Raw genomic sequence first — 13,399 nt, forward strand, 5'->3', positions numbered from 1 at the left:
TCCGGGCGGGTCGGCCCGGATCGGGGCCGGCCGGATTCACCTGGGCGGATCGGGAGGGGCCGGGGCGGACCTATCCGGGTCGGGCCGGATAGGCCCAGGCCGGATCGGGGAGGACCGGTTCGGGAAGGACCGGATCGGGAAGGGCCGGGCCTGCCCGGGTCGGGCCCGGGAGCGGCCGGTCGCAAGTCGGTTGACGGTCGGGCGGGGTGCCGCTTGGCTGCCCGGATGAGCGAACTCCGTATCGAACAGGTGGACGGCGAGACCGGCGTCGAGGACTGGCGGCGCATCCACAACGAGATCATCCCGACGCACCTGCTGTCCCCGGACGACGTCCGCGAACGTTCCGGGCGGAACGTACTGGAGGTGGCCTACCTCGGCGACACGGCCGTGGGGTGCTCCACCGTGCGCCCGCCGACCGCGGAGGCACCGGGGACGGCGACGGTGATCGCGCGGATCCTGCCCCCGTACCGGGGCCGGGGCCACGGCGGGGAGCTGTACGCCCGGGGCCTGCGGCGGGCCCGCGAGCTGGGCGCGACGGAGATCGAGACGGTGGTGCTGGCCTCGAACGAGTCCGGCCTGCGCTTCGCCCTGCGGCACGGCTTCGTGGAGGTGGAGCGGTACCTGCTGGAGGGCGACACGATCCCCTGGATCGACCTGCGGCTGGCCTGACCCTCCGCACGCGGCAGGGGGCGCGGGGTCCGGTGGCGCGAGCGCGACCGGACCCCCGCGGGAAAAACCGTGCGGGCCGTTCCGCGACGCGCTACGGTGTACTCACGAAACGAGACGAGACGTCTCGTCTAATACATGGCTCCGGCCCGAGGGGGAACACCCATGCACCGTGAACACTTCGTCGACGTCGCGCCCGGGGTCCGCCTGTGGGCCGAGGAGCGGGGGGACGCCGATGCTCCGGCGCTGCTGCTGATCATGGGCGGGCAGGCGTCCGGGCTCGGCTGGCCCGACGAGCTGGTGGACGCGCTGGCCGCGCACCACCGGGTCATCCGGTACGACCACCGCGACACGGGCCGCTCGACCTGGTCGTACGAGACCGAGCCGTACGCGATCACCGACCTCGCGGACGACGCGCTGGCGGTGCTGGACGGGCTGGGGGTGGAGCGGGCCCACGTCGTCGGCATGTCCCTGGGCGGCATGCTGACCCAGCTCCTCCTCGCCGACCACCCGGAACGGCTCCGCACCGCCACGCTCATCGGCACCTGCGCGCTCAGCACCACCCCGTACACCCGGCCGGACGGGAGCGTCACGCCCGTCGAGGAACTGCCGCCCATCGACCCGCGCATCCTGGACATGTGGGCCCACCGCCCCGAGGACCTGGACCCGGAGGCCGAGTTGGACTGGCGGGTCGCGCACTGGCGGTTGCTGAACGGCGACGGCATCCCGTTCGACGAGGAGGCGGTGCGGGAGCTGGAGCGGCGGATCGTCGCGCACACCGGGCACGCCCGGGTCAGCACCGCGCACGGGCGGGCCGACCACTCGGGGATGCTCCGCACGGAGGCCCTGGCGGCGACCGGCGTACCGACGCTGGTCGTGTCCGCCACCGCCGAGCCCGTGTTCCCGCCGCCGCACGCGCAGCACCTGGCGCAGGTCATCCGGGGCGCGGAACTGGTGGAGGTCCCGGGCATGGGGCACGCGCTGCCCCGGCCGGTGCTGGAGCCGCTGGCGAAGGCGATCCTCGCCCACACGGGGACGGCCTGACGGGGACCGGACGGAGGCGGCGAGCCGCCGAAGGCGGACGGCCCCGCCGGCCCCGGCGCGGTGCGCCTGGGGCCGGACGGGGCCGTCCGGGAGCGGGGCGGGAAGGCGGGGGCCGCCTCAGCAGGAGAGGTTGGCGCCCGGGGTGACGCCCAGGATCTGCGTGAACTGCTGGTACTTCGACACCCGGCTCTGCACCTGCGCCGGGTTCCTGCCGTCGCACTCCAGCGCGCCGTTGATGGAGCGGATCGTCTGGCCGAAGCCCGCGCCCGTCACCATCGCGTTGTGCGCGGTCATCGTGCCGGGGCCGTTCTGGGTGTTCCAGTACCAGAGGGCCGTCTTCCAGGCGACCGCCGCCTCGCGCTCGACGCGGTGCGGGTTGTTCAGCAGGTCGATGCCGAGCGCGTCGCCCGCCGCCTTGTAGTTGAAGTTCCAGCTGAGCTGGATCGGGCCGCGCCCGTAGTAGGCGGCCTGGCCCGCGGGGCAGCCGTACGGCTGGCTCTGGTCGCAGTAGTGCGGGTAGTTGGCGGTGTTCTGCTCCACGATGTGGACGAGGCCGCCCGTCTCGTGGCTGACGTTGGCCAGGAAGGCCGCCGCCTCCTGCCGGCTGACCGTGGCGCCGCCCGTCGTCGCGAAGGCCGGGTACGCGCTGAGCGCCGCCTTCAGCCCGCTGTACGTGTAGAACGGGTTCCTGTTCGGGAACATCTGGTTGAACTGGGCCTCGGAGACGACGAATCCGGACGGTGCCGGGTCCGTCGGGCCCGGGCCGGGCGTGCCGGAACCGCAGGTCCCCTGGTCGGCCCAGACCACCGCCGCGCCGGGGCGCTCGTTCTGGGTCCACCACTTCGCCTGCCAGTTGTGGCCGTTGTACGAGGCGGTGTTGCCGCCCACGTAGACGGCGGACGAACTCCAGGGGGCCGCGCAGTCGGCGGCGGAGGCGGTCGTGGCGGGCAGGAGGGCCGTCAGGCCCACCGCCGTGGCGAAAGCGGCCAGCAGGGCGCCGAAGCGTCGTGACACGTCATCACTCCTTCGCGTGGGGGGGTGCCGGCCACTCCACCGCATTGGTCTGGACCTGTCAAGGGGTCTAGACCAGATGACCACGCGGGGTTCGTGAGGGGGCGTCACGGTGCGGGTGGCGTCGGCGTCCGCCGCACGCCCGCCACCCGCACCGGCGGTCAGCCCGGGATCCGCAGCGCCAGCAGCGCCACGTCGTCCTCGTTCTGCGCCGGTCTGGCCCGCTGGAGCAGCTCGTCCGCGAACGACTCCACGGACCGGTGGGCCAGCGCCGCGGCGTGCCGGCGCAGCCGGTCCAGGCCCTCGTCGATCGAGCGGCCCGGCTCCTCGATCAGGCCGTCCGTGTACAGCAGCAGCGTCGACCCGGGCGGCAGCTCCACCTTCGCCTCGGCCCGGCCCGTCCGCGCCTTGTGCGGCCCGAGCCCCAGCAGGACCCCGTGGCCCTCGGTGAGGTACTGCGCCACGCCGTCGTGCGTGACCAGCAGCGGCGGAGGGTGCCCGGCGTTGCTCCAGGACAGCTCGCACCGCCCGTCGTCCCACACGGTCATCCGGCCGAAGACCAGCGTGGCCATGGAGACCTCCGCGATGTGCAGCGACGCCTGGTCCAGCCAGTCGACGATCTCGCTCACCGGACCCCGCTGCGACCACGCGTACGCGCGCAGCATGTTGCGCAGCTGCGCCATCCCCGCCGCCGCGTCCAGGTCGTGGCCGACCACGTCGCCGATGGCCAGGGCCAGCACCCCGTCCCTCAGCATGAACGCGTCGTACCAGTCGCCGCCGACGTGCGAGGCGTCCGGCGCGGGCAGGTACCGGGCCGCCATCCCCAGCCCGGGCACGGTCGGCAACTGCGGCAGCAGGTGGCGCTGCATGGTCTCCGCGACCTTCCGCTGCCGCTGGTACAGGCGGGCGTTGGCCAGGGCGAGACCGGCCCGGCGCGTGATGTCCTCCAGCAGCGCCACGTCGGCCCCCGTGAACACCTCCGGCCGCTCGGAACGGCCCAGGGTGAGCGCCCCGAGGACCTCCCGCAGGCCGCGGATGGGCGCGATGACCGCCGAGTGCATCCCCGTCGTCTCGAACAGGCGGCGCTGCTCCAGCGCGATCCCCGAGTCCGGCAGGCCCTGGTACGTCTCCGGGCCCGCCAGCGCGGACGACTCGCCGCGCAGCGCCCGCGACAGGGGCATCGGCGACTGCTCCGGCACCGGCGGCATCGGGCCCTCCAGGTCCTCCACGTGCACGAGGGCGTCGCCCTCCGCCCGCACGACGGCGGTGCGCCAGACCTCGTCCGGCTCCCTGATCAGGTCGATGACCGCCCAGTCCGCGAGACGCGGCACCACCAGGCCCACCAGCCGGTTCAGCGCCTCGTCCACGTCGAGCGTGGACGTCAGCGTCGTGGTCGTCTCGGCCAGCAGTGCCAGCCGCTCCAGCTCCGACAGCGGCGTGGTGATCCGCGCCGACGACCCGGAGGCCGGGTAGACGGGCTCGTACGGGTGGAAGAGCACCAGGGTGGCCGGCGTCCCTCCGCCCCGGGCGTAGGGCGTGGCCAGCCACGACAGCCGCAGCAGCGACCCGTCGCCGTGCAGCGCCCACTCGCCGTCGCTCTGGGCCGTGCGCCCGGCGAGGGCGGCCTTCCGCAGCGCGCAGTGCGCCCTCGGCGTGGGGGCGCCGTGCCGGTCGCGGTGGAGCAGCTCGTGCGCGTCCCGGCCGACGAGCTCCGCGGCGGACCGGCCCAGGACCTCCTCGGCCGCGGCGTTGGCGACGATGATGCGGCCGCTCTCGTCCAGCAGGCAGGCACCCGCCGCGATCTCGCCCAGCGCCGCGGCGAGCACACCGCGGGGATCGCCCGGGGACTCCCCGCCGGACGCGTCCGCCGCTCCCGTGGCCGTCATCTGCCCGCTCGCCTCCCGCCCCGACCGGGGCCCGCACTCTGGTGCCGCCTGTCCTCACCTTTTCCCCTCCACCGGACACTGACGCCTCGGCGCGCCGTGGCGCGGCCTGGCGCGGTCTCCCTGCGCCGGTGGAGTTGAACCTCGTATGAACATACGGCACCCGTGTCCGCGCCGTGCTTCCTCGCGTCCTACCGTGACCTCCACACGTCCCGCCGGACACCTGTGCGAGCGAGGGGGAGCGCCCGTGGAGTGGTTCAGCGCCGAGAACGTCGTCGCCGTCCTCACCGCCGTCCTCGGCGTGCTCGCCTCCGTCGCCGCGCTCTGGTACGAGCGGCGGGTGCCGCGCCGCAAGCGCCTCGGGTACCGCGTCCAGATGGACACCCCGATCGGCAGCGACGTCCGCGGCGGTGGCCGCGCCAACGTACGGGTCGGCCTCTTCGGCGAAGGGCCCGAGGTGGACCTGTCCGACGCCACCCTCGTCCTGCTCCGCATCGAGAACGACGGCCCGCAGAGCGTCGGCGACGCCGACTACACGGGCCGCCCGCCGCACGGGCTGACCGTCGAGTTCACCGGCCGCGAGATCCGGGGCGTCGCCGTCACCCAGCCCGGAGACGCCGACCACCTGATGGAGCACTTCGCCCCCGAGGCCGGGATGACCCACAGCGGCGGCACGCTCCACCTGCCGCGCGTCCCGCTCAACCCCGGCGAGCACTTCAAGCTGCTGTTCCTGCTCACCGGCGGGCCGGTCGACAGCCCCGTCCGCGTCACCGGCGGCCTGCGCGACGGGGAGGTGCGGCCCAACACCGCCGTCCCCTCCGACGGCAGGCCGCCCGTGTTCAGCCGCCCGGCCCGGCTCATCACCGTCCTGCTCACCGTGTGCGTGGTCACCCTGGCCGGGATCGTCGTCGGCCGCGACGACACCCGCCCGCCCATCGGCTGCGCCACCGGCACGCTCACCGTCGTCGGGTCCACGGCCTTCGCGCCCGTGGCGGAGGAGACCGCGCGCAAGTACGAGGAGGACTGCCCCGGCTCCACCGTGACCGTCGACGCGCGCGGCACCACCACCGGCATCCGCGCCCTCGCCGAGGCGGGGGCCCGGCACCGGGGCGGCTCCCCCGCCGTCGTCGCCCTGTCCGACGGGCCGAAGCCCGACCGCGGGTACGAGGAGCTGCGGGAGAACCGGGTCGCCGTGTCCGTCTTCGCCCTGGTCGTCAACGACCGCGTGCCGCTGCGCGGGCTGACCACCGCCGACGTGCGGCGCGTCTACCGGGGCGAGGTGCGGCGGTGGTCCGAGCTGGGCGGCCCCGACCTGCCGATCGCCCTGGTCAGCCGGAACACGAACTCCGGCACGCGGGAGGTGTTCCAGCGGCGCGTCCTCGGCGGGTACGAGCCGGCGCCGTCGTCGGGCGACTGCCGGGTGAAGGCCGATCCGGCGGCGCGGGTGCTGCGGTGCGAGGTCGACTCGACGCGGCAGGTCATGGCGACGGTCGCCGAGGTGCCCGGCGCGCTCGGCTACACCGAGCTGCGCTCCGGCCAGGACCTACGGGGGCTCCACCGGCTGGACCTCGACGGGCGGACGCCGTCGATCGACGACGTGGCGGAGAGCGGATACCCGTACCGGGAGGTCGAGTACGCGTACACGTACGGCCGGCCGCCCGCGGACTCGCTCGTGTCGAGCTTCCTCGGCTACCTGGTGCGGGGAAGCGGCCAGGACGTCGTCCGCACCCACGGCCACCTGCCCTGCGCGTCCCCCGAGGGGCTGCGGGTCTGCGCCGAGCCGTGAACCCGGGTCCGGTCGCGGCACGGCGCGGCGCGGCAGCGCGCGGCACGGCCGACGGCGTCACAACGGCGCGGCACGGCGGCACAGCACCGTGCCCGGGGCCTCGCGCGGGGGTGCGCGGGGCCCCGGGCACGGGGCGGTACTACGGGGACTGCGGAACCACAGGACTACGGGGTCTACAGGAAGGAGTTGATCTCGATCGTCTCGGTGCGGCCGGGGCCGACGCCGATGGCGGAGATCGGCGCGCCCGACATCTCCTCCAGCGCCTTCACGTACGCCTGCGCGTTCTTCGGCAGGTCCGAGAAGGTCTTCGCCTTGGAGATGTCCTCCGACCAGCCCGGCAGGTACTCGTAGACCGGCTTCGCGTGGTGGAAGTCGGACTGCGAGTACGGCAGCTCCTCGACGCGCCGGCCGTCGATCTCGTACGCGACGCAGACCGGGATCTGCTCCCAGCCGGTCAGGACGTCCAGCTTCGTGAGGAAGAAGTCCGTCAGGCCGTTCACGCGCGTCGCGTACCGGGCGATCACCGCGTCGAACCAGCCGCAGCGCCGGTCGCGCCCGGTGGTGACGCCGCGCTCGCCGCCGATGCGGCGCAGCGCCTCGCCGTCCTCGTCGAACAGCTCCGTCGGGAACGGGCCGGCGCCGACGCGGGTCGTGTACGCCTTCAGGATGCCGATGACGCGGCTGATCTTCGTCGGGCCGACGCCGGCGCCGGTGCAGGCGCCGCCGGAGGTCGGGTTCGACGAGGTCACGAACGGGTACGTGCCGTGGTCCACATCGAGGAGCGTGCCCTGGCCGCCCTCGAAGAGGACGACCTTGCCCTCGTCGATCGCGTTGTTCAGGATCAGCGTCGTGTCCGCGACGAACGGCCTCAGCTCCTCCGCGTACTGGAGCATCTCCTCCACGACCTTGCCGGCCTCGATCGCGCGCCGGTTGTAGATCTTGGCGAGGAGCTGGTTCTTGACCTCCAGCGCCGCCTCGACCTTCTGGGTGAGGATCGACTCGTCGTAGAGGTCCTGGACGCGGATGCCGACGCGGTTGATCTTGTCGGCATACGTCGGGCCGATGCCGCGACCGGTCGTACCGATCTTCCGCTTGCCGAGGAACCGTTCCGTCACCTTGTCGAGGGTGACGTTGTACGGCGTGATGAGGTGAGCGTTGCCGCTGATCAGGAGCTTGGAGGTGTCGACACCGCGCTCGTTCAGCCCGCTCAGCTCGGAGAGCAGGACGGCCGGGTCGACGACGACGCCGTTTCCGATCACGGGGGTGCATCCGGGGGAGAGGATGCCGGAGGGAAGGAGATGCAGCGCGTACTTCTGGTCGCCCACGACGACCGTGTGACCGGCGTTGTTGCCACCCTGGTAGCGCACCACGTAGTCGACGGATCCACCGAGGAGGTCGGTGGCCTTTCCCTTGCCCTCGTCACCCCACTGAGCACCGAGCAGCACAAGTGCGGGCACAGGCGTACACCCCTTCCGGGCGGGGCATGTCCAAGGCCAGGGGCGGGAGACGTCGTACGGCGGTGTACGACGGCAGCCTGAGCCGTTGGACCGGTGCCCCGGAATAGACGAAGCCCCTGGCGCAATAGCGCAAGGGGCTCTTGCACAAAGATGCTACCCGAGGAAGGACCGAGGTGTCGGCTCCCGACCAGCTACTGGTGGTCATCGACCCGGTCGCACGCCGCTTCGACGGCGAATCGGTACGGATCGCGAAGGACGTGCTGTGCGGTGGCGCCGCCGCGAAGGTGTGCCTGCCCGACACCCCGGAGGAGTTCGCGCGGGCCCTGGCGCGGCGGGGTTCCCGGCGGCCCGTGGTGATAGGTGACGACCGGGCGCTGGTGCGCGCCGTGGGCCTGCTGCACCGGGGCGGCGGGCTGGGCGGGAAGGCCCTGTCGCTGGTGCCGGTGGGGCCGGGCGAGACGGTGCGGCTGGCCCTGTCGCTGGGCGCCCCGCCCGGCGCGGTGAGGGCGGCGCGGGCGGTGCTGGACGGGGTGGAGCGGCGGCTCGACCTGCTGGTGGACGACGGGGGCGGGGTGGTCGTGGGCGGCCTGCGCATCCCGGAGGGGCCGCCGTCGCCGGTGCCCGCGGCGGCGCCGGAGGCGCGGTTCCGCCTTTCGGGCGGCGGGGTGCCGGCGCCGTCGGTGTGGGGGACGTGCCGCTCGCTGGTGCGGACCCTGGTGGGGCCGGGCGCCGGGCGGGTGCCGCAGATGCGGGGGCAGCGGCTGCGGGTGGTGGCCGACGGGCGGCTGCTGGCCGACGTGGACGACCCGGTGGAGGGCGTGACGGTCGTGTCGCGGGACGGCGCGGCGGAGGTCGTGGTGCGCCCGCGGGCGGCCGCGCCCCGGCGGACGGACGCCCGCACGGTCACCGTGTCGGTCCCGGCCGGTGCGGGGTTCCGCTACCGGGCGGACGCCGAGCCGACCGGGCCGGTCCGCAGCCGTACGTGGACGGTCCGGCCGGCCGCCTGGTCCCTGCTGGTGCCGGCCCCGGCGCTGTCGCCGGAGGGCGCCTAGCGACGGGGCCCGGCCGCCGTCAGCCGGTCGCGGCCTTGTGCTCCCGCCACCGGTCCATGATCTGGAGCAGTTCCCCGTGGAGGAACTGGAAGAACTCCGCCGTCTCCGCGATCCGCGCGCCCGCCGCCGTGTCGACGCCCAGCGTCTCGGCCCCCTCGCGCAGGGTCTTCTGCCAGCGGTTGAGGATCTCGTCGCGGCGGGTGAACACCTCGTACCACATGCCCTCGTGGAGCACGTACCGCTCGCGCCGCGAGCCCGGGTCGCGCTCCCGGCCGATCATGTTGACCTGCGTCAGGTAGCGCACGGCGCCCGAGACGGCGGCCGGGCTGATCCTCAGTTGGCCGCCCAGCTCGGCGGCGGTCATGGCCGCCCCCTCGGAGACGAGCAGCGCGGCGAAGACCCTGGCCGCCATCCGCTGCATCCCGGCCTGCGTCAGCTCCCCTGCGAAGCGCTCGACGAAGCGGGCCACCGCCTCCTCGTCACGGCGTACCGCCGCCTCCTCGTCACGACGGGCCACCGCCTCCTCGTCGCGCTCCGGCCGCTTCCCGAGCCGGTCGTCCGTCGCCATGCGCCCCTCTTCTCCCGTCGTCCTCCGAACCCCGCCGATTTTATACGGTTCCTTAACTTCAGAATTTTGTGAAAGTAGTCGTACCGTCGAAGCATGACGAACGCCATCACCGTCACCGGACTGCACAAGTCCTTCGGGCGCACCCACGCGCTCGCCGGCCTCGACCTGACCGTCGCGGCCGGCGAGGTCCACGGCTTCCTCGGCCCCAACGGCTCCGGCAAGTCGACCACCATCCGCGTCCTCCTCGGCCTGCTCCGCGCCGACTCCGGCACCGCCCGGCTCCTCGGCCGCGACCCCTGGCGGGACGCCGTCGAGCTGCACCGCCGCGTGGCGTACGTCCCCGGCGACGTGACGCTCTGGCGCGGCCTGTCCGGCGGCGAGGTGATCGACCTGTACGGCAGGCTGCGCGGCGGCCTGGACGAGGCGCGGCGCGCCGAACTGGTCGAGCGGTTCGAACTGGACCCGACGAAGAAGGGCCGCACCTACTCCAAGGGCAACCGCCAGAAGGTCGCCCTCGTCGCCGCGTTCGCCTCCGACGTGGACGTGCTGGTCCTCGACGAGCCGACCAGCGGCCTCGACCCGTTGATGGAGGGCGTCTTCCAGGCGTGCGTGCGCGAGGAGCGCGACCGGGGCCGCACGGTGCTGCTGTCCTCGCACATCCTCAGCGAGGTCGAGAGCCTCTGCGACCGGGTGAGCATCGTCCGCAGGGGCCGCACCGTCGAGTCCGGTTCGCTCGCCGAGCTGCGCCACCTGACCCGCACCAGCGTGGCGGCCGAGCTGGCCGCCCCGCCGAACGGGCTCGCGCACCTGCCGGGCGTCCACGACCTGCGGGTCGACGGCACCCGCGTACGGCTCCAGGTCGACACCGACCGGCTCGACGCCGTCCTGCGCTCCCTCACCGAGGCCGGGGTGCGGTCGCTGACCAGCGCGCCGCCCACCCTGGAGGAGCTGTTCCTGCGCCACTACGAGGACGAGGCGGTGGCCCGGTGACCCCCACCGCTTCCGCCGCCTCCCGTGCCGGCGGGTCCCGCACGGGTGGGTCCCGTGCCGGTGGATCTCGTGCCGGTGGGCCCCGCCACCTCGCCGGGACCGGGGCGCTGCTGCGGCTCGCCCTGCGCCGCGACCGGGTGATGCTGCCCGTGTGGGTGCTGGTCCTCGGCACCGTGGTCGTCAGCGGCGCCGGCTCCGTCGACGCCCTGTACGGCACCCGGGCCGAGCGTGCCGAGGTGGCCGCGTCGATGACCGCCAACAGCTCCCTGCGGTCCCTGTACGGGCCGGTGTTCGGCGACTCCACGGGCGCGCTCGTCGCCTGGCGGTTCGGGGTGTTCGCGGCGGTCCTCGCCGCCGTGATGAGCCTGGTCGTCGTCGTCCGGCACACCCGCGAGGAGGAGGAGACCGGACGCCAGGAGATGCTGTCGGCCGCCGTGGTCGGGCGGCGGGCGCCGCTGACCGCCGCGCTGCTCGCCGCGCTCGCCGGCAACACCGCCATCGCCCTGGCCGTCACCGCCGGGCTGGCCGGCCGGGGTGCGGGCAGCGCCCTCGCGCTGGGGCTCGCGATCGGCCTGACCGGCACGGTCTTCGCCACGGCGGCGGCGGTCGCCGCGCAGTTGACGGAGAGCGCCCGGTCGGCGAAGGGCCTCACGGCGGCCGTGCTGGGCGCCGCGTTCGTCCTGCGTGCGGCGGGCGACGCGGGCCGCGCCGACGGCGGGTCGGTCCTCACCTGGCTGTCGCCGATCGGCTGGGCCGAGAACGTCCGGGCGTTCGCCGGGGACCGCTGGTGGGTGCTGCCGCTGCCGGTCGCCGCCACCCTGGTCCAGGGCCTCGCCGCGTACGCACTGGCCGGGCGCCGCGACGTCGGGATGGGATTCCTGCCCGCCCGGCCCGGCCCCGCCCGGGGGCGGATCGCCACGGCGGGCGGCCTGGCGTGGCGGCTCCAGCGCGGTTCCCTCGCCGGCTGGACGCTCGGGTTCCTCGTCGCCGGAACCGTGTTCGGCGGGATGGTCGAGGGCGCCGCGGACCTGGTCGGGGAGAACGAGCGGGCGCGGGAGGTCTTCACGCGCATGGGCGGCGCGCAGGCCCTCACCGACGCCTTCGTGTCCGCGCTGGCCGGGCTGTTCGGGATGGTCGCCGCGCTGTACGCGGTCGGGTCGGTGCTGCGGCTGCACGGCGAGGAGACCTCGCAGCGCGCCGAACCGGTGCTGGCGAACGCGGTCGGGCGGCTGCGCTGGGCCGCCGGGCACCTGGTGGTCGCGTTCGCCGGGTCCGCCCTGCTCCTCTGCGCGGCCGGGCTCGGCATGCACCTCTCGTACGGGCGGGACTTCGGCGCCGTCATGGGCGCGGTGGCCGTCCAACTGCCCGCCGTGTGGCTGCTCGGCGCGCTGGCCGTACTGCTGCACGGCGCCGTCCCGAGGGCGGCGGTCGCGGCGTGGGGCGCGGCCGGGCTGTCCGTCGCGATCGGCTGGGTCGGGCCGGCGCTGGACCTGCCGCGGGCCGTCCTCGACCTGTCGCCGTTCGGGCACCTGCCGAAGCTGCCCGGCGCCGCCATGGCGTGGCAGCCGGTGCTGGTCCTGCTCGCCGGGGCCGCGCTGCTGGTCGCGGCGGGGCTCGCGGGGCTGCGGCGCCGCGACCTCGTCACAGCGTGACCAGCAGCTCCTCCAGGCCCCGGATCACGTAGCCGGGCCGCCACCGCGGCTCCTCGACCGGGCGCAGCCCCGGCGCCCGGTCGAGGAGCGCGCCGAACGACGCGGCGAGCTCCAGCCGGGCCAGTGGCGCGCCCAGGCAGTAGTGGACGCCCGCGCCGAAGCTGACGTGCGGGTTGTCGGCGCGCGCCAGGTCCAGGCGGTCCGGGTCGTCGAACCGCGCCGGGTCCCGGTTCGCGGAGCCGAACAGCAGCGCCACCTCGGAGCCGCGCGGTACGACCACCCCACCGATCTCGATGTCGTCGAGCACCCAGCGCTCGAACATCTGCAACGGCGTGTCGTAGCGCAGCAGCTCCTCCACGGCCGTGGACAGCGGCACCTCACCGGCGCGCAGCTCCGCGAGCCGCTCGGGGTGCCGGAACAGGGTCCACCAGCCGTTGACGGTCGAGTTGACCGTCGCCTCGTGGCCCGCGTTGAGCAGCAGCACGCACGTCGACACCATCTCCTGCCCGGTCAGCCGGTCGCCCTCGTCGTGCGCGGCGATCAGCGCGGACACCAGGTCGTCGCCGGGCTCCTTCCGCCGCCGGGCGATCAACTCGCGCAGGTACGCGGAGAACTCCGTGGACGCGACCACCGCGCGACGGGCGGTCTCCTCGTCCGGGTTCAGCTCGAACATCCCGCAGATCGCCGCCGACCAGGGGCGCAGGAGGGGCCGGTCGGCCGCCGGGATGCCGAGCACCTCCGCGATCACCGCGACCGGCAGGGGCTCCGCCACCCGGGTGAGGAGGTCGCCGCCGCCGTCCGCGACGAGGCCGTCCACGAGCTCGGCGGCGAGGCGGCGCACGACCGGCTCCAGCCGCTCGACCGTGCGGGGCGTGAACGCCTTCGCCACCAGGCGGCGGATCCGCGTGTGGTCCGGTCCCTCCAGGTCGAGCAGGCCGTGCCCGTTGAGCGTGGTGAACGGCTCGTGCGCGGCGGGCGGCGGGGTGCGGCCGAACTCCTCGTGCGTGAAGCGGTGGAGGTACGTGCGGCCCAGGCGCCGGTCGCGCAGGAGGGCGGAGACGTCGGCGTGGTGCGGGACGAGGTACTGGCGGGTGGGCGCGAACCAGTGCGCCCTGCCACCGGCGCGGAGCGCCGCGTACGCCGGGTAGGGGTCGGCGACGAACCCGGGCGACCAGGGGTCGAAGGGCAACTCCATGCGGGGACGCTACACCCGCCGGTCCGCCACGGGCAGCCGCCGACGCGGGCATCGCGGCGCGGCGCGGGAGCCCGGACGGGCGGACCGGCGGCACG

The 13,399-nt window shown here is 74.6% G+C and carries 11 protein-coding genes; 6 read left to right on the top strand and 5 right to left on the bottom strand.

Annotation, left to right across the window (positions count from 1 at the left end):
• The first annotated feature begins 225 nt into the window (after positions 1-225).
• A complete protein-coding gene (locus RND61_RS10615) occupies positions 226-669 on the top strand; it encodes a GNAT family N-acetyltransferase (protein ID WP_315877602.1) in 444 nt (147 codons plus the stop codon).
• Between the two features lie 162 nt (positions 670-831).
• Entirely contained in the window at positions 832-1,710 is an 879-nt protein-coding gene (locus RND61_RS10620; RefSeq protein WP_315877603.1) for an alpha/beta fold hydrolase, read from the top strand.
• Positions 1,711-1,827: 117 nt separating this feature from the next.
• On the opposite strand, the gene RND61_RS10625 is transcribed toward RND61_RS10620, so the two are convergent.
• A complete protein-coding gene (locus RND61_RS10625) occupies positions 1,828-2,724 on the bottom strand; it encodes a glycoside hydrolase family 19 protein (RefSeq protein ID WP_315877604.1) in 897 nt (298 codons plus the stop codon).
• Positions 2,725-2,882: 158 nt separating this feature from the next.
• Entirely contained in the window at positions 2,883-4,607 is a 1,725-nt protein-coding gene (locus tag RND61_RS10630) for a SpoIIE family protein phosphatase (RefSeq protein ID WP_315877605.1), read from the bottom strand.
• Positions 4,608-4,851: 244 nt separating this feature from the next.
• On the opposite strand from RND61_RS10630, the gene RND61_RS10635 reads away from it, so the two are divergent.
• On the top strand, positions 4,852-6,390 hold the full coding sequence (locus tag RND61_RS10635; protein WP_315877606.1) for a substrate-binding domain-containing protein: 1,539 nt from the start codon (positions 4,852-4,854) through the stop codon (positions 6,388-6,390).
• Positions 6,391-6,563: 173 nt separating this feature from the next.
• On the opposite strand, the gene RND61_RS10640 is transcribed toward RND61_RS10635, so the two are convergent.
• Entirely contained in the window at positions 6,564-7,847 is a 1,284-nt protein-coding gene (locus RND61_RS10640; protein ID WP_315877607.1) for an adenylosuccinate synthase, read from the bottom strand.
• Between the two features lie 173 nt (positions 7,848-8,020).
• Between RND61_RS10640 and RND61_RS10645 the strand changes: the two genes are divergently transcribed.
• Positions 8,021-8,899, top strand: coding sequence for a diacylglycerol kinase (locus tag RND61_RS10645; protein WP_315877608.1), 879 nt, complete (start codon positions 8,021-8,023; stop codon positions 8,897-8,899).
• 19 nt (positions 8,900-8,918) lie between these two features.
• On the opposite strand, the gene RND61_RS10650 is transcribed toward RND61_RS10645, so the two are convergent.
• Positions 8,919-9,467, bottom strand: coding sequence for a GbsR/MarR family transcriptional regulator (locus RND61_RS10650; RefSeq protein ID WP_315877609.1), 549 nt, complete (start codon positions 9,465-9,467; stop codon positions 8,919-8,921).
• Positions 9,468-9,560: 93 nt separating this feature from the next.
• Here RND61_RS10650 and RND61_RS10655 point away from each other — a divergent pair, with 93 nt between their 5' ends.
• Together RND61_RS10655 and RND61_RS10660 are read left to right on the top strand one after the other, a co-directional pair.
• Positions 9,561-10,457: an ABC transporter ATP-binding protein gene (locus RND61_RS10655; RefSeq protein ID WP_315877610.1), complete on the top strand. Its 897-nt coding sequence runs from the start codon at positions 9,561-9,563 to the stop codon at positions 10,455-10,457.
• Positions 10,458-10,597: 140 nt separating this feature from the next.
• On the top strand, positions 10,598-12,109 hold the full coding sequence (locus RND61_RS10660) for an ABC transporter permease (RefSeq protein WP_315877729.1): 1,512 nt from the start codon (positions 10,598-10,600) through the stop codon (positions 12,107-12,109).
• Here RND61_RS10660 and RND61_RS10665 read toward each other — a convergent pair.
• Positions 12,099-13,304: a cytochrome P450 gene (locus RND61_RS10665; protein WP_315877611.1), complete on the bottom strand. Its 1,206-nt coding sequence runs from the start codon at positions 13,302-13,304 to the stop codon at positions 12,099-12,101. The genes RND61_RS10660 and RND61_RS10665 overlap by 11 nt on opposite strands.
• Positions 13,305-13,399: the final 95 nt, after the last annotated feature.

The organism is Streptomyces tamarix (assembly GCF_032423885.1).
In the GTDB taxonomy this organism is placed as follows: domain Bacteria; phylum Actinomycetota; class Actinomycetes; order Streptomycetales; family Streptomycetaceae; genus Streptomyces; species Streptomyces tamarix.